The following is an 18,481-nucleotide window of genomic DNA, read 5'->3' as shown; positions in this document are numbered from 1 at the left end:
TTATATTTGTTCTTATTATGAATACAAGTATTTACGATCAATATCAGGAAAACAAACGCTTCGTCTCAGTCGACTGCGTCATTTTTGGTTACGAAGAAGAAAAACTAAAACTTTTGGTTTTTCAACGTGCCATTGAACCGTCAAAAGGTGAATGGTCCTTATTAGGAGGATGGGTTAATGCCGGTGAATCCTCTGAAGATGCAGCAAGAAGAGTACTCAACAAACTTACCGGATTGCAAGATATTTATTTGGAGCAAGTTCATACTTTTTCAGATCCGGAACGTGACCCGGGAGGCAGTGTAATCACTGTGGAATATTATGCCTTAATTAAGATTGATGCAAAAGCGAGCAACCTAATTGAAGATTATGGCGCCAAATGGTTTACTCTGGACGAATTGCCACCCCTCATTTTCGACCACAATATATTAGTTGAAAAAGCCTTGGAAAAACTTCGTCTGCGCTCTAGTTATGAAATTATTGGCCGTAAACTTTTGCCTGAGAAATTTACACTGACGCGCCTGCGCAATTTATACGATCAGATTTTTCAGAAACAATTTGACCCAGGCAACTTTCGTAAAAAGATTTTATCACTTAAAGTGTTGGAACGTCTGGAAGAGAAAGACATGTCTGAATCGAAAAAAGGTGCTTTCTACTTCAAGTTTAAGCCCAAGAAAGAAGGCGAATTCAACCATCCAATTTTCAAGCGAACGATATAAAATAACTAACTGCACAATATAGAATTATGGAACAATTTGAATTTACAGAACACTCACATAGGCGCTACAATGCACTAACCGGCGATTGGGTATTGGTATCTCCTCATCGCACGAAACGTCCATGGCAGGGCAAGGTAGAAAAACCAGCCATTGACGAACGTCCGCAATATGACGAGAAGTGTTATTTATGTCCTGGTAATGAACGTGCTGGTGGACATAAAAATCCCGATTACAAAGATGTTTTTGTCTTTCAGAATGACTTTAGTGCCTTAGTTCCTGATATTCCGGAAGGAAATTATACTAATGGCGATTTATTCAGAGCCGAAAGCGAACGTGGTTTTTGTAAAGTTATCTGCTTCTCTCCTCGTCACGACCTGACAATTCCTGAAATGGAAGTGGAAAACATCAAAAAGGTAGTTGACCTTTGGTGCGAGCAATATGAAGAAATTGGCACCTTGGATTACATCAAGCATGTGCAGATTTTTGAGAATAAAGGTGATATCATGGGTTGCAGTAACCCTCACCCACATGGCCAAATATGGGGACAATACTCAGTGCCCGTTGAACCTGCCAAAGAAGCTATCAAGCAGAAGGAATACTTCGACAAGCATGGAAAAACACTTTTAGAAGACTATGTGGCGGATGAATTAAAATCGGATGAACGCATCTTAGTTGAGAACGACCACTTTGTTGCCTTGGTTCCTTTTTGGGCCACCTGGCCGTTTGAAGCTATGATTGTAAGTAAACGCGCTGTTTCAAACCTGACTCAGTTAACTGAAGCGGAACGTACTGCATTGGCTGATGCTTATAAAAAACTGACCGTGATGTACGATAACCTGTTTGAGGTATCATTCCCATATTCTGCAGGTATTCATCAGGCGCCAACCGATGGTGAAGACCATCCTGAATGGCACTTACACATGCATTTTTATCCACCATTATTACGCTCAGCAACCGTTAAGAAATTTATGGTCGGCTATGAAATGATGGCCAACGCTCAGCGCGATATAACGGCAGAGCAGGCAGCTCAACGCTTGCGCGATTTACCAACAACACACTATAAAGCAAAATAATTATTTAAAGCTAATGGCTATTCTGATGGCTATTGGCTTCTATTAAAAAACACTTAATTCAGTTTAGATATGCAGATTACAAGTTTAATTGAAAAGATTAACGGAGGTAACAACCCGTTTTTCAAAGAGATTTATGGTACAGACGAAGCTGTTCTTAAAGAACAAGCCGATCGTTATATCAAATATATGAACGAGTTCCAAAGTATTTATGGAACAGATGATGTTATGCTTTTAAGCTCACCAGGTCGTACAGAGGTTGGTGGTAACCACACCGACCACCAACTGGGACGTGTATTGGCAGGTGCTGTTAACCTTGATAACATTGCTGTTGCTGCACCAAACGGAACCAATAAAGTTCGTATCACATCGGTTGGTTTCGACCCTTTTGAAGTGGACCTAAGCGAGTTGGAAGTCACTGAATTCAAACTAACGCCAGGAAATATTGTTCGCACTATTGCGAAAGAAATCAAAGCTTTAGGATTTGAAATTGCCGGTTTCGATGCTGTTATTCATGGATGTGTGCCTGAAGGTTCTGGTTTGAGCTCCTCTGCATCATTTGAGGTATTAATTGGGGCAATTTTTAGTAACCTATTTAACGAAGGTAAATTGGATCCGGTTGACAATGCCAAGATTGGTCAGAAAGCCGAGCACGCCTGCAAGAAATTCTGTGGGTTAATGGATCAAACGGCATGTGCAGTAGGTGGTTTTATCACTATCGACTTTGCCGATAAAGCTAACCCTATTGTTAAAGCATTGGATTTTGACTTTGCCAAAACAGGTTATTCTTTGGTGATTACGAACACAGGTGGCAGCCACGGTGGATTGGATGAAGAATATAACGCTCTGCCCGGAGAAATGAAATCTGTTGCTAAAGAACTTGGACAGGAGGTATTACGTCCTCTATCGATGGACGATGTGGTGAAAGGTATTCCTGCAATTCGTGAAAAAGTAGGTGATCGCGCACTATTGCGTTCAATCCACTTCCAGGCCGATAACTCCCGAGTTGTTTACCAGGTTGATGCATTGGAGTCTGGTAACTTTGATAAATTCCTTGAGTTAGTAATTGAGTCAGGTTTTAGCTCTTACATGTACAACCAGAATATATTTGTTGGTGGCGAAACCAAGCATCAAAATGTGGCATTAGCTTTAGCGCTATCTGAATTAGTGCTAAAAGGTAAAGGTGCATGGCGTGTACATGGTGGTGGATTTGCCGGTACCATCCAGGCTTTTGTACCAAATGACTTGCTAAACGATTACATCACGACGTTAGAGTCTGTGTTTGGAAAAGGTAATTGTCACAAGTTATTTATCCGTTCTAAAGGAGCCGTTGAAGTTAAATTATAACATCAAGAAAGGCATGTAAAATCAATTGCATGCCTTTTCTTTTTACTAACTACACCAATTTTAGTTAAAATGGGAAATTCAAAAACAAACTATGCCATCCCCTTTGCCATCATGTCTTTCTTACTTTTCCTACTTGGATTTGTAACATGGATAAACAACATTCTGGTACCATTTATGAAAGTCCAGTTTTCGATCTCAGAAAGCCAGGCTCAATTAGTAAGTGCTGCCTTTTTTAGTGCATACATTATATCCATTCCGGTTGGCGAAGTTGTCAAAAAAGTAGGCTACAAAATGAGTGTAATAATTGGCTCCGTTATTACCGGAATAGGTTGCGCTATTTTTGTGCCTGCACTAGGTATTGGCTACTCTATGGTGCTGGCGGGATTATTTGTAACCGCTATTGGCGTTGTTGTATTGCAGGTTGCCGCCAATCCTTATGTTATTGCATTAGGTACACCTGAAACATCAGCCTCACGATTAACATTGGCAATGGCCATTAACTCATTGGCTGCTGTGTTAGCTCCAGTCATTGGTGGCTTCATTTTATCATCAAGCAATGGTGATGTAACTGTTAATGAAGGCTTAGCAAAAACAATGTTTATCGCCTTGGCAGGTATCTCAATTGGTACTGCCGTATTATTGGTATTCATGAACTTACCAGCAATTGAAGATGATGCAGAAGCAGGTGAAACCAGTGAAGGACGCAGTGCATGGAGTTATCCGCATTTAATCCTTGGATTTATAGCTATTGGCATGTACATGGGGCTGGAAGTTGGCGTTGGTAATTACTTTTTAAATTATGTAGAGTACAATGTAGAAAGCAAAACAATGGATTTTGCTTCAAAAATTCTGGGCTTCTATCCATTGGGCTTCTTTATTGGTCGATTGGTAGGTGCTGGTTTATTAAAGAAATTTGAGGCTTCAAAAGTATTGCTTGTTAACTCGCTAATTTGTGTGATTTTATTAGCCACTTTCTTCCTGACGAAAGGCTCTGCTTTCTCAATCTGGCCTTTGATTGCACAAGGTTTATTCCTATCAATTATGTGGTCGGTATTGTTCGATCTTTCAATGAAAGATATACCTGCTTCAGCAGCCAAGTTAGGTTCAGGAATTATTTGTACAGGCGTTGTGTTTACCGGCATGTGGATGTTCATTATGGGTAAGGTTGTTGATTCTACAGCTACAGTTACCAATGGAGTTACCGACCCGGCTACCGCTAATTATGGTATTGCCTATGCGTTCTTCTTCTTGTTTTATGCCTACATTATCTTCTTTGCACTAAAAGGTTCTAAAATCAGAAAAAACGCTTAATTATTAAACTTAAAAAAACAAAATATCATGGCAAATGCTGCTGATACATATACTTTAAAAAACAGCAATAATATTGAAGTAACATTTATTGCTCGCGGAGGTCAGATTACTGGCATTAAGGTTCCCAATACCAGAGGCGAAATGGCCGATGTGGTTATTGGTTATGAAACAACTGAAAAAGCACTGGCTGGAGACGCTTATTTTGGCGCACTCTGTGGACGCTACGCGAATCGTATTGTTAATGGTCAATTCGAGTTAAATGGTGAGAAAATCCAATTGGATACCAATAATGGTTCCAATCACCTGCATGGAGGAAATGATGGTTTCAACTTACGCACCTGGGACGTTGAAGAAGTTGACCTTCCACAGTTCGCTCAAGCTTATAAGCTGATGTTAGTGAGCCCTGATGGGGATCAGAATTACCCTGGCGAGCTAACAACTGTCGTAACATATGGACTAACCGAAGACAATGAGTTAGTGATTGAGTATGATGCCGTTTCAACAAAAGATACCATCATCAACCTAACTTCACATGCCTATTTTAACCTGGCAGGTGCAGGTACTGGTACGATTGCTGAGCATGAGCTGACCTTGAATGCCGATAAGTTCACTCCTATTGATGGAGAAATTGGCACCGTGACTGGTGAAATACTCGACGTGGAAAAATCAGCCATGGATTTTAGATCAGCAAAAAAAATAGGTGAGGCTTTAAGCGCCGATTGTCCGCAGGTGAAGCTGGTGGATGGCATCGATCATAACTTCGTCATCAACGGATTTGATGGCATGCTTAAACTGGCTGCTCGCCTCGAACACGAAGCATCAGGCCGTGCCATGGAAGTGTATACTGACCAACCTGGTATTCAAATCTATACAGGTAGTCACTTCGATGGTTCTGAAACAGGTAAACTAGGCAACCCAATTGAAAAATGGGCTGGACTGGCCATGGAAACGCAAATATTCCCTGATTCGCCCAATAAGGAGCATTTTCCTGATGCCACCCTAAAAGCTGAAGAACATTACAAACACACTTGTGTTTACAAGTTTATATAATGGATTAGATATAAAAATAAAAGCTGCTTTCTAACCAGGAAGCAGCTTTTTGTTTCTATTGAAGCAACAATTACTTATAAAGCTGCTTCATAAATCTGACGACTAACATCTAAAGTAATATCGCGAGTTTCAGACAAGGCTTTTAAACCTTTCGCTTCTAATCCTCCAATCATCAGGTCAATACCTGATGCGTCAATGCCATAATCTGATAGCTTGGTTTTAACATCAAGGCTATTAAAGAATTCTTCGGTTTTAGTAATGGCCTGCTCCATCTTTTCATCATCGGTGCCAGTAGTGATATTCCAAACACGTTCGGCATATTGAATTAATTTGGCTTTTTTACCCTCTTTACGCAAGCGTAATAACGACGGCAATACAATAGCCAGTGATTGACCGTGGTCAACGCCATAAAAAGCAGTGATCTCATGCCCGAGCATATGCGTTGCCCAATCTTGCGGCACCCCCGAACCAATCACACCATTCAACGCCATTGTAGCGTTCCAAACTAGGTTAGCACGTGTATCGTAATCTTCAGGTTCATCCATGGTTTTGCGTCCAATCTCAATTAATGACTGCAGAATACCTTCTGCGGTTCTGTCCTGAAAACGGCCATCAACCGGAAAGGTTAAATACTGCTCTGTTGTATGCACAAAAGCATCAACTACACCATTGGCCACCTGTTTTTTCGGCAAACTATAAGTCAATGTAGGGTCGAGAAATGAAAATTTAGGAAACGCCAAAGGACTCATAAAAACAAGCTTACCACCATTGTAAGTTACTACGCCTCCCATGTTCATTTCTGAACCGGTAGCAGGCAAAGTCACCACCGTTCCAAGAGGTACGGCTTCTTCAACAGTACCAGCTCCACCCATTAGAATCTTCTCCGGGTCATTGCCTTTATAATTGGCAGCCAAAGCAATAAACTTGGTACCATCCATTACCGATCCGCCTCCAACGGCCAGCAAAAAGTCGATATTTTCTTTTTTCACCACATCAACAGCATTCATTAAAGTCTCGAAGCGCGGGTTAGGTTCAATACCTCCAAATTCCAATACCTCTCTACCTTTTAAAGCTTCAGTGACTTTAGGTAATGTTCCAAATTTCTTAACACTTCCACCTCCATAGGTAATTAATACTTTGGCATTTTGTGGAACCAATTTGTCTAATTCATTCAATCGCTCTTTTCCAAAAACGATGTGCGTTGGGTTGTAAAAATCAAAATTTAGCATGTTATGTATATTTTTAGTGTTGTGGTTATGCTACTGAGGTACTTTTTATTTCGGATGGGTTTAAGCCAAAGTGACTTTTAAAAGATCGGCTAAAATGTGCCAAATCCTCAAAACCCACTTCGAGATATACATCCGAAGCTTTTTTATTGGTATTAGTCAAAAGCTTTTTAGCCAGCTCCAAGCGCCTTTGTCTTATCCATTTATGTGGCGATGTGTCAAAAATCTTTCGAAAATCGCGATTAAAAGTTGACAAGCTTCTCCCCGACATCTCGGCAAACTTTTCCAGGGATACATTGTGGGTAAAATTATTCTCCACAAAAGGCACTAAATCAGCTCGCGCAGGTTCTGAAAACTCGTAAAACACATGCAACAAATCGGGTTGAGCAGCAGTGATGGCATGAATAGCCTCCATCGTTTTTAAACGTATTAAATGACTATCGACCTGTGCCAATCCTGATACATATGTTTTTATCGATTCCATTAGGCCTTGAAGCAAAAGGGTAGTTGGCAATTTCACCATTGGAACGGTGCATGGCATATAACCATCGGGCTGTTTAAATCTATTAATCACCTCTTTAATAAATCGGTCTTCCAGCACAAAAATATGATCACGAAAACCACTTTGTGTATCTTCCCATGTTTTAAAATAAGTGCCATAGGTATATTTACGCACTAAGCCTATTTCCCCTTCTTGTATCAGGTTTATTTCATTATTGATATTTAAACGAAGCGTTCCCTGCTCAACATATATCAGCATATTGGCCGGATAGTAAATGGGATGCTCCTGCGGCTTATCTGTTTTACAGGTTGCAGCCACCATAAGGCCATCACATTCTATCATTTGTGACTCACAAGAATTCATATCTGATGCTTTTAATCAACAAATTTATGACAAAAGTAGAGTCATATTGTTGATTTAACTTGTCTATTTCTTTCAAATAATTTGAAATATTCAATCAAATATGATTTTACCCACTGAATTAACCTATCATGAAGAGTTTTTTTAAAGCTGAGAGTGAGACTTGAATGAATTTGAACAAATGATACAACATACCTATACTGCTCAGCCAATTATTAAACGACAATATTTTCAACTTACTTCGCGATAATTATTGAATTATTATCACAAAAAAACCCGGAAGCGTTCTTCCGGGCATTAAATCTAGTTTTTATGAAATTATGAATTGTTGAGGTAAGTAACCTCATCGCATCCGATATTACAATGTATTTGAAGATATTCTATTCAATTTTAGTCAATATAATAGCTGTTCCGCCACCAGGTGCAAGCCCTATCTTGAGCACAGTATGAGCGTTCACCTCCAACTCTTCCTCTATAAGCTCATAAGGATTTGATAAATAATCAGTTTCTTCTGCATCCTTAAAAACCTGTGCCATGTACCTGGTATTAGGCTCGAGAAAATCAAGTGGTAAAACCAATTCACGTTGATGCTCATTGGTGATGCTGCCAACAAACCAATTGTCACTATCCCTATCTTTTCGGGCAATGGTAACATATTCGCCAATCTCGGCTTCGGGCACCACCGTTTGAGCCCAATTGACCGGACAGGCTTTGATAAATTCAAACGGCTCAGGATTGTTCTGATAATTCTCAATCATATCGGCGGCCATTTGCAAAGGACTGTATAAAATAACTGACAAGGCCAGTTGCTTGGCTAAAGTGGTTTGCACTCGCGTTTGTGGCATCTCCGGATTGTCAAAATTGAAAATGCCAGGCGTAAAATCCATTGGTCCGGCCAGCCCCCTCGTAAACGGAATAATGGTTGTATGATTGGGTGGATTACCACCATCACCGGCCCAGGCATTCCATTCCTGTCCACGAACGCCTTCCTGCGTCATCAGGTTTGGAAACGTGCGTTGCAGACCTGTTGGCATCACCGGCTCATGGTTATCAATCATGATTTGTGAACGCGCTGCCTTTTCAATCACGTGGCGATAATGCCGGACAGCATATTGTCCACTGTGCATCTCATTTCCATTTAGCAAGGTGCCCACATAACCGGTTTTAACAACAGATACGCCATGTTGATGATACAGATTAAAGGCATCATCGAGCTGTGCCTCATAGTTATTCACATTCCCACCGGTCTCGTGATGTCCAATGAGCTTCACGCCTTTAGTGGCACCATACTCCGTCACTGCTTTCAGATCAAAATCTGCATAGGGTTCGGTAAAGCTAAAGTGTTGCCAATCGTCCCAACCTTTATTCCATCCTTCCACCAGCACCCCTGAAAAACCATGCTCGGCGGCAAAATCCATATAGCGCATCGTATTTTCTGTAGTAGCGCCGTGCTGCGGGCCTTCGTGCCAGGTATAATGCTTCATGTGCATGCCCCACCAGATACCAATATACCGCCCGGGTTTAATCCACGAGGTATCTTCTAATTGGCACGGTTCGTTCAAGTTGAGCATCAGGCGCGAAAGCAACAAATCACCGGCATTATCGGCAATTATCATGGTACGCCACGGTGTTTGATGTGGTGCCTTCATAAACACCTTTTCACCGCTTGACCATGGTGTCAGGTAAACCTTTAAAGTACTATCACCTGTTGGGTATAAATTCATCGCCGCATAATCAGTCAGGTTGGCTTCATGAATAGCCAGGTATAATCCGTCGGCTGTTTTCATGGTTAATGGTGAGCAGACGGTATCCAATTCGCTGATTGGCATTTGACGATACAAACCCTCATAGGCCTCAATATCATAAGGGATGGACCAGGCAGTATGATTGCCATTGAGCACAAACTCGGTTTGCTCATCCATGATGGTAAATTTCTTGAGGTTTGCTTGCTCAGGGAATTCGTATCTAAACCCAAAGCCATCGTTAAATAAGCGGAATGTGATGTAAAATTGACGCTTATCCCCACTCTTCTCTTCCACCAGCACTTTCATCTCGTTATATACCTCATCTACAAATCGTTCTTCGCCCCATTGTTGCTCCCAGGTCTTATTCACTTCGGCATAACTCACATCTTTCAAGTAAAAGTTATCCTCAAGGTTATCAGTAGCTTTTAACGTAAAACCCAGAAATGATTGTAAAACAACCGGCTTACTATCGTGAAAAACCTCATAATAAACTCGTCCGTTCTCTTCACCAAGAGTGACCACAATTTTATCGTCAGGAGACGCTACATTGAAGTGTGCATTGCGCTGGCAAGCCATCAGTCCTGCCATTGCTATCAACACTAAATATTTAAAAAATGATTTCATTAACATCTGTCAAAATTGAATTATACGTCCAACAGCTACTCTTTTACAAGAATCAGGTATTGAAACGGTTCCAAGTTAATCGTTTGAGTCACATTCACATTTTCCTTCGTAAAGGCATTTATCCATTGATCACCAGACCAATCATCAGGCATTTCAATAGCCGACACATTATTGCGAACATTTACTATTACCAATACCTGCTGCAGATTGTAGGTTCTGGTAAAACAGAGCACATCGTCATTTTCAAACGGCTCAAGCACCCCATTTTTAAATGCATCGTATTGCTGATAAATGCTCATAAGCGCCTGATAATCGTTTAATAACTCAGGATTACTACTCCAGTCAACAGCTACATAATTAAAGAAGTCAACAGCATTAGGATATGCTACCTCCTGCGAACTATACATAAGCGGAACGCCTCCCATAGTTGTTGAAACCACATAGGCTGCCAGTGCACCTTCCGCACTCTGATATTTTGTCACGGGGCTGTGTTCCATGGCCCGGTCGTGGTTGGTGTTATGCCTTAACTTCTGCTTACCGGCAGGTATCTGCTCCAATTCATTAAAATGCGACTGAAAAAGATTGGCTGTTGACTGAGAATTATTAAACACTCCTTCGAGCACATCGCAAAAATTCCAGGCATAATCCATATCGAAACCAGCCTGCAAATTCTTAGGTTCGGTGCCTTCGGCCAGCATAATGAGGGTGCGTCCTTCCTGCAGCTTACGAAGCTGGTAAATGGCATCGCGCCAGAAATCAACCGGCACCCAATCGGCTGCATCGCAACGAAAACCATCAATATTAGCTTCGCGCACCCAATATTTCATCGATTCAATCATCTCAGCCCGCATCGCGTGGTTGTTAAAATCTAAATCAACAACATCGCTCCAGTTGGTGCCTTCGGGTGGCATTGGGTTGCCATTCTCATCCTGTGTATACCATTCAGGATGGTCCTTCATCCAACTGTGATCCCATGCGGTATGGTTGGCCACCCAATCGATAATAACAGCCATTTCACGCTTGTGCGCTTCCTCAACCAGCGTGCGCAATTCAGCAAGCGTACCATATTCCGGATTGGTGCTGGTGTAATCTTTTACACAGTATGGCGAGCCAAAAGCCTTCTCAGTACCTTGTTCATTAATAGGCATCAACCACAATACATTAACACCCAAATCGCTTATGGCATCCAAACGCTGTGTTATCGCACTAAATGAGGCATTGGCAGCAAACACACGCTCATTGGCTTCATACATAATCACTTCATCTGGCGATGGCACTTTATCAAATGGTTCACCATAAAACTCATCAACTACTTCTTGCTTTTTATCAACCGTATCGTCATCCTCGCACGACAAACACGTTGTGAAACAAAGAAGAATCAATAATTTCAGAAAAATCAGCCCTCTCATATCTATCGTTTTTTGTACTCTCATTAAAAAATGAGACTGCCTAAACGTTTCCAGACAGTCTCTTCACATATATTCACCTATTCACAATTTACTACGGTGTAACTATCTGATGTAATTTCAAAACAGATATCTTCGGTGATGGTCATACCTAAATCGAACTGACCTCCATCGCCACCTGTTCCATTATTGAAAATGACATTGCCAACAGCCTGGCCGGCATCAACGGTAACACTGCACCATCCTTCAGTATCTGGCGTGCCTACAGCGCCTGGCCAACCGCCAAACGTTTCGCCAAGCGGATCCCCTCCCCAGGCGTAGATGGCTGATGTTGTCCAATCGGTTCCGACATACTTCCAGCGTATGGTTATGGGCAAGCCCGGACAATCAACCGCTGTCCATGTTCCGGCTCCCGTATCAAATTCATAACAGGCATCCTCAGTTGGATCAGCTAGAAAATCAAACTGCTGACCACCACCATTGTTATTTATAATCAGATTAATAGGTCGATTAACCGGCACCGTAAAAGCATACCAGCCATTGGCATCACTGTCCAGTTTTAACCCGGGCCAGCCTCCATACACTTCCGATTCGCCCCAGGCATACACCGCGAATTCATCCCAATCACCAGCCGTTTGCTTAAAGCGTATGGTTAATTCAACAGGCTCTTCCGGTTCTTCCACCACTTCCTGCTGCAGTACAACAGTGATTGAGTTGGATGTCAACGCCTCTTCAAGGCCATCGTAAGTGGCTACTACACGCAATTCCAAATTGACCGGTGCCTCAAAGTCCTCACCCAGCAATTGCTCAGCTACCTGATACATATTGGATGTGTACATATCAAAAAATAATTGACTCGTCTCTTCAATTGTAACGGCTGTGGCAAATTCCTCGCCTAACAGACCCGCCTCTACCTGATACTGCAGGTTACTCACTTCACAGGGTAAGCCATTTTCATACGATATGCGTGGCCTGGCCCATGAAGTGCGAAACAGGAACAAATCACTTTCGCTGGTTTCCGGATGTGCAAGCAAAAACGCATTTTGTCCCAACATATTTAATACCGGTGCCTCGGCTACAATCTCACCTCCGGCACTTCTTTCATAATCGTCTGTACAGGCAAACAACAACACGATGATACCCATCAGACCCAGTATATTTTTTAAGCTTTTCATCTTCTCATTTTTTTAGATTATTCCTGAATCAGCACCACATAATGACCAGTGAGGTCGTTCAGGCGCACATGGTAATGACCAAGTCCCTGTTCAGCCAAATCAATATTATTATCATGACCAGTAGGATTAAAATCGGCAATACCATAAGGGCTATCAGTTGGTACCTGTGGGCACCAGCGATTGTCCCAGCTGTTGTTCGTTCTGAATTTCACACCATAATCGATGTTCTCCAGGTTGATGTCGAGCGTCCATTGATGCGGATCATAGGCTGACACCACCATGTTTGGCTCGTTATCGGCACCCCAGTTGGAGAATTGCCCCACAAAATTGACGATAGTCCAGACTGCGGCTTCACTCGCATCATAAGCTTCAATGCTCCAGGTCATCGTCTCCACGTTGATGTTCAAAGTATAATAGCCTTCTGTTTCAATGTAGAAGTCCCCACCTTCAGCATCACCAAATAAAAGCTCACCATCGTTACCAGCATAATAAAACTTACCAGATGATAATTCGCTTTCCGGGGCCAGTTTAAAATGTGTGCCTCCATCAAAACGACCGGTATAAGTGTAGGTATAATCGTCGTTGCTGCTGCTGTTACGGTACATCATAAATGCGGTGGCCTCATAGCCTGCCGATTGCATATCGCCAATTATATACAATGGTTCAATGTCTTTAGGCGGGAAATATGGTGTAATGGTAGTTGGCAAAGTATTGACCGAAACCACCTGATGCGCCGGACTTCCCGAACCACCATATGCAGCTATTACTCTTAACTCATAATTATCAGCTGTTCCCGGCACAGCACCAAAGTTATTCAACAGCACCGTGTTGAGATCAACGACTAAAATGTCGGCAAACAAATTAGTGGTTGCTGCCAATGCCACAGCATCATTGAAATCATTGCCCTCTACGTCCATCTCAAGCGTATAGCTTACCGGGCCAGCCGGAAAAGACGTACTGGCATTATCAAGAAAGAATTGTGTTTCACTCCAGGTGACCGTGAATAACAATGGGTTAGCATCACCCTCAGGCTCTTGCAACTCAAAGGTATTGAAAGGCAGGTAATCAAGCTCACTGGCCTGTATATTGGTCAACACAGGTTGTTCGTCGTCTTGCTGGCAACTATACAAGGCAGTCATACCAACAAGAAGTATATTAAGGATTACTATTTTTAGTTTCATTGTTTTGCGCTTAAATGATTAATAGCCCATATTCTGTTTGATATTTGGGTTGGCTACCAATTCGGTTGCCGGAATAGGGAATAGCTTATAAATCTTGCTGATACTAGCAGTTCCACTGTACACCCCGTTTTTCCAAGGCCAGGTATAATTGGCGGTAAAGCGGTTGAAACGAATCAAGTCGGTACGACGATGCCCTTCCCAGTAAAGCTCACGAGCCCGCTCCTGCAACATAAAATCGAGTGTTAAATCCGCTTCACCAATAGTAGAAGCATGGGCTCTTGTACGAATTTCGTTGACCAGACCTAAAGCGGTTGAGATGCTACCACCTTCACCGCCTCGAAGCACACATTCAGCATACATTAAATAAGCATCGGCCAGGCGATACATCGGGAAATCTGCGTCAGGGAACTGACTATCGGAACCAAACACCCGTTCACCAACCGGCACATTCAAGGGATCGCTGCGCAGAATATTGGTGAATTTGATAACTGAATAACCGGAGTTAAAATCGTTAAGCGTTTGTGTCTCCTGTGTGCGCTTATCAGTCCAAAACATGGCACGAGCATCATCAGTTTCAAACAACGTGCTCAATGTTTCTTTGGCTCTCAATCCTGACCACGATTGTGCCAAACCAAAATTACTACCCGGCTCCATATCAGAACCCCAGGCTGCTGCCATCAGGTAAGTCATTCCGCCATAACTTGTTGCTTTCTTGCCATCAAAAATAACCGGGAAGATGATTTCAGACGACACGTGGTTATCGGCACCAAACAAATAGCTGTATTTATCATCGAGCCCGTAATTGGCTTCCAACAGTTTATTCAGGTAGCTTAAACAATCGGTATAGTGCGCCTCATCCACATATACCTCGGCATTGAGGTACATTTTGGCTAATACCATCCAAACCACCTCATCGGTTACTTTACCATAGTTCGCCTCTGTTTTCTCAGGTAGCTGACCCTCACAAGCCTTCAGTTCACTTTCTATCCATGGAAAGAAGAAATCGCGCCCTTTTTGCTCAGGTAAAAATGCACCAACACCATCTTCAGGTGTCACAAAAGGCACATTAGCAAATAAATCCATCAGGAAATAATAATTCATCGCCCGTAATGCGCGTACTTCTGCCCGGTATTCGTGGATGGTTGCTTTTAATGCGTTATCCACCCCGCGAGCATCTAGCTTTTCCTCTTCAGTCTCACGCATGAACTCATTGCAAAAGGCAATGGTAACAAGCATCCGGTTGTAGCTCAGCTCGGCAAAGCGGTTACTCGATGTCCACTGACAAAACATCAGACCATCCAGGCCATCATCAGACCAGGCACAAACAGCCTCGTCAGTAGGTAGTTCCTGCAAATTCCAATAGGAACGAAGAAAAGTAGCTTCACCCTGATCGGCCCCGGCAATATCATCGTAGCCATTAGGTCCCTGATTACCAGACAAGGCAAAACTGCCGTATATTTTTGCCACAAACTTATTGTAAGTTGATTCATCCTCCCAGGCCTCATCAGCTGTTGTCTCTTTTCCTCCCGGAGGTGTCGTGTCCAAGTCATTCGTACAGGCACCAAAACCTAAAATTAGTAACAGCCCAATGACCCAAACAGATTTGTTATATATCGATTTCATAGTGTTCAGATTTAAAAGTTAAGACTTAAACCAAGCATAGTTGTGACAGGACGCGGATAAAAATCGTTATCCACTCCGCCAAACACTTCAGGGTCGAGCCCTTCATACCCAGTGAAAACAAATGGATTTTGCACCGAAGTATACACACGTCCTTTCAGGTTCTTACCCATCAGCTTGTCAAAAGAATACCCCAGTGTGATATTATCAATTCTGAAAAACGACGCATCCTGAACATAGTAATCGGACAGCACGCGCTTGTATTGAAAATTAGTATCGAAAGCCGAATTATGACGGTTACTCAGGAATTCATTGGCATACACACGGGCTGGCGCCAGTTCGGCATTATTAGCTGCCACTGCATTGTAATTGTAGTTGCCAAAATTACCATGTGAAGCAATTGACAAATCCCATTCTTTCCACTCTACCTTGGTATTAAAACCAATGGTCCAATCGGGTGTAAATTTGTGATACAAATACAAATCCTCCTCGTTAATCTGTCCATCGTTATTGCGGTCGACATACATGCCTTCAATAGGTTTGTTGTTTTCGTCGTATATCTGCTCATAGACGTAATACATCGAATGCGGATTTCCGACAGAATGTGCCAAAAGGTTAAAACCACCATCACCACCGGTATTACCAAAGCGATTCAGAGCCGAACCTTCGTTATGGGTAAGCGCCGTAATTTTATTCTTATTATATGCAAAGTTAAAACCGGCTTCCCAGTTCCAATCGTCCGTCACTACAGGCACCACGTTGATAGAGAACTCTGTTCCCACGTTTTCGAGCGTACCAACATTGGCGACCACATATTCACTAAAGTTACTACCGGCTGCCACTTTCACCTCGGCATTAAACAAATCTTCCGTCTCGCGGTAATACACATCAACCGTACCATTAACACGATTATTGAAAAAGCCATAATCGATGCCGGCATTCCAGGTGGTTGTTGATTCCCACTTAAGATCGGCATTGTATGACAAGGGTTTCATAAAGCCGGTCCACTGTCCACCGCGATAGTAGTTGGCTGCCTCTCCTACGCTGTTCTGATACACCCGGATGGCCGGATAAACACCGCCAACATCCTGTTGACCGGTAACACCCCAACCTAAGCGCAGCTTTAAATTAGAAAGAACATCTATATCACTCAAAAAAGATTCCTGATTCATACGCCAGGCAAATGCCACAGATGGAAAAATTCCCCAACGATTATCGGTATTAAAGCGCGATGAACCATCCTGACGCAAGGTAAACGTCAGCAAGTACTTGCTGTACATATTCCAGTTGATCCTTCCAAAGAACGACACCAGGTAATACTCTTCAGCATATGGTGCATTGTCCTCAATAATTTCCGGATTACCATCGACATCAACTAAATCCGGTGATGTGCGAACAGCTAGATTGGTATTTTCCCACCAGAAGTGTTGCCACGAATAACCACCCATCACATTGAGATCACTCTCTAGAAAATTCATTTTGGTTTTGTACTGGGCATAGAAATCGAGCAAAGAATTTCTTCTTTCGTTGTCCCAGTTATTTTTATATCCACCCGAATTGGCTTCGGCAGGTGCGGTATGTGGTGTCAGGTTTTCACCAGATGTATTGGAGTAATCCATCCCCAGATTCAGGTTTAAATTGACAGATGGTAAAAAATGCAGTTGATAATCGAACTGCGCATTTCCTAACAGCTGATAGCCATCCGACGTATCATATCGCATTTCTAATAACGACAGTGGGTTTTTAGTAGCCACATTCAACACCTTGCCATCATTACCCACCCACGACCAGTAGCCGCCATACGGACTATTTTCATCATATACGGGTTGTGTTGGATCCATGCTCACAGCTGCACCAATAGCACCCTGATTGGCAAATCGGTTGCTGATGTACATACCACGTCCGTTCAGGTTAATTGTGAGGTGATCATCCAACAGCTTTGGATTCAATGCAAAACTACCGGTGAAGCGCTCCATGTTCGACGTTTTCAAAATGCCATTGATATTGGTGTAACCCAAAGAAGCGCGGTAAGGAACAGCCTCACGCACCTTTCCCATAAAACTCAGGTTATGCTCAGTGTTGATGCCAGTACGAAATATTTCATCCTGCCAATCGGTATTATACGTTCCCAGTTTACCAACTACTTCTGCTTCATTTGATAAACCAGCAAATGTTTCCGTTATAAATGAGCGAAACTCATCGCCACTTAGCACATCAATTCCTTTTTTACGCTCACTGATTGATACATTACCATCATAGCTTATCTGTAAATCATTACCTGTTCCTTTACGGGTGGTAATCATGATGACACCGTTCGAAGCCCGCGAACCATAAATAGCAGTGGCTGAAGCATCTTTCAATACAGTGAACGATTCGATATCAGAAGGATTAATGGAACTTAGCATGTTACCCACACCTCCGGGGCCACCATTTAAAGGAATACCATCGACCACAATTAATGGATCATTATTGGCAGAAAGCGATGAGCCTCCGCGAATGCGGATAGTAGCACCTCCACTTGGCGAACCACCGCTTGTTACTACCTGTACACCAGGGATTTTACCAGCCAGCACATCCTGTGGGTTAGGCGCCATGCCTCGTCCGCCCAAATCAGGTTTTACAACAGCTACAGAACCGGTCAGGTCATCCTTTTTAACCGAACCATAGCCAATCACCACCACCTCATTTAATTTCTCAACGTCCTCAACAAGAACTACATCCAGTTGCTGCTGACCTGTGTATACAATCTCTTGAGCAACAAAGCCGATAAACGAAAAGACCAAAGTGGCACCTTCAGTCACATTAGAAATATGAAAATTACCATTAACATCAGTTACTGCACCATTATAGGTATCTTTAACTGTAATATTAGCCCCAATAATGGGCTCCCCAAAGTTGTCGTGAACAGAACCAATAACAGAGTGTGGTTGAGCCCAGACATTAGCTACCAGAAAGAACAATAATCCCAACAGAAGGAATATACTCTTCCCATTCATTTTCATCCGATTTTTCATGTCTTGAATTTTAGATTATTCATATGCTTCAAAAAGCGAGAACAAAAAAAATGAAAGCACCGACCAAGAACTAGAAAAAGTAAGTACGAAGTAACTTTTTGCAAGGGACACAACTACCTATATTACTGTATATT

General features: G+C 42.5%; 13 protein-coding genes. 5 read left to right on the top strand and 8 right to left on the bottom strand.

The window, feature by feature from the left end; all coding sequences use genetic code 11:
• The first annotated feature begins 17 nt into the window (after positions 1-17).
• From J1N10_RS06715 to J1N10_RS06695, 5 genes are all read left to right on the top strand, one after another.
• Positions 18-716 (top strand): NUDIX hydrolase, encoded by a 699-nt coding sequence (locus J1N10_RS06715; protein WP_262325920.1) that lies wholly within the window; start codon positions 18-20, stop codon positions 714-716.
• 26 nt (positions 717-742) lie between these two features.
• On the top strand, positions 743-1,789 hold the full coding sequence (locus tag J1N10_RS06710) for a UDP-glucose--hexose-1-phosphate uridylyltransferase (protein WP_262325919.1): 1,047 nt from the start codon (positions 743-745) through the stop codon (positions 1,787-1,789).
• A gap of 69 nt (positions 1,790-1,858) precedes the next feature.
• A complete protein-coding gene (locus J1N10_RS06705) occupies positions 1,859-3,133 on the top strand; it encodes a galactokinase (RefSeq protein ID WP_262325918.1) in 1,275 nt (424 codons plus the stop codon).
• A gap of 69 nt (positions 3,134-3,202) precedes the next feature.
• Positions 3,203-4,444 carry an MFS transporter gene (locus tag J1N10_RS06700; protein ID WP_262325917.1) on the top strand — a complete coding sequence of 414 codons (1,242 nt, stop codon included), beginning with the start codon at positions 3,203-3,205 and terminating at the stop codon, positions 4,442-4,444.
• Positions 4,445-4,471: 27 nt separating this feature from the next.
• Positions 4,472-5,494, top strand: a complete 1,023-nt coding sequence (locus J1N10_RS06695) for an aldose epimerase family protein (RefSeq protein ID WP_262325916.1) — start codon at positions 4,472-4,474, stop codon at positions 5,492-5,494.
• Positions 5,495-5,568: 74 nt separating this feature from the next.
• On the opposite strand, the gene J1N10_RS06690 is transcribed toward J1N10_RS06695, so the two are convergent.
• The 8 genes from J1N10_RS06690 to J1N10_RS06655 form a co-directional block, all read right to left on the bottom strand.
• Positions 5,569-6,723, bottom strand: a complete 1,155-nt coding sequence (locus tag J1N10_RS06690; protein ID WP_262325915.1) for an iron-containing alcohol dehydrogenase — start codon at positions 6,721-6,723, stop codon at positions 5,569-5,571.
• Between the two features lie 25 nt (positions 6,724-6,748).
• Positions 6,749-7,585, bottom strand: a complete 837-nt coding sequence (locus J1N10_RS06685) for a helix-turn-helix domain-containing protein (protein WP_262325914.1) — start codon at positions 7,583-7,585, stop codon at positions 6,749-6,751.
• A gap of 377 nt (positions 7,586-7,962) precedes the next feature.
• The gene (locus tag J1N10_RS06680; RefSeq protein WP_262325913.1) at positions 7,963-9,951 is read right to left on the bottom strand and encodes a glycoside hydrolase family 97 protein; all 1,989 of its coding nucleotides are present in this window, start codon (positions 9,949-9,951) and stop codon (positions 7,963-7,965) included.
• 35 nt (positions 9,952-9,986) lie between these two features.
• The gene (locus tag J1N10_RS06675; RefSeq protein WP_262325912.1) at positions 9,987-11,360 is read right to left on the bottom strand and encodes an alpha-amylase family glycosyl hydrolase; all 1,374 of its coding nucleotides are present in this window, start codon (positions 11,358-11,360) and stop codon (positions 9,987-9,989) included.
• A 77-nt stretch (positions 11,361-11,437) separates the two neighbouring features.
• Positions 11,438-12,532, bottom strand: a complete 1,095-nt coding sequence (locus tag J1N10_RS06670; RefSeq protein WP_262325911.1) for a starch-binding protein — start codon at positions 12,530-12,532, stop codon at positions 11,438-11,440.
• 17 nt (positions 12,533-12,549) lie between these two features.
• Complete coding sequence (locus J1N10_RS06665; protein ID WP_262325910.1) at positions 12,550-13,713, bottom strand: SusE domain-containing protein; 1,164 nt, start codon at positions 13,711-13,713, stop codon at positions 12,550-12,552.
• Positions 13,714-13,731: 18 nt separating this feature from the next.
• On the bottom strand, positions 13,732-15,336 hold the full coding sequence (locus J1N10_RS06660; RefSeq protein WP_262325909.1) for a RagB/SusD family nutrient uptake outer membrane protein: 1,605 nt from the start codon (positions 15,334-15,336) through the stop codon (positions 13,732-13,734).
• 11 nt (positions 15,337-15,347) lie between these two features.
• Positions 15,348-18,347: a SusC/RagA family TonB-linked outer membrane protein gene (locus tag J1N10_RS06655; RefSeq protein WP_262325908.1), complete on the bottom strand. Its 3,000-nt coding sequence runs from the start codon at positions 18,345-18,347 to the stop codon at positions 15,348-15,350.
• Positions 18,348-18,481: the final 134 nt, after the last annotated feature.

Source organism: Carboxylicivirga litoralis (assembly GCF_025499605.1).
In the GTDB taxonomy this organism is placed as follows: Bacteria; Bacteroidota; Bacteroidia; order Bacteroidales; family Marinilabiliaceae; genus Carboxylicivirga; species Carboxylicivirga litoralis.
This window is presented reverse-complemented; position numbering and strand designations above follow the sequence as displayed.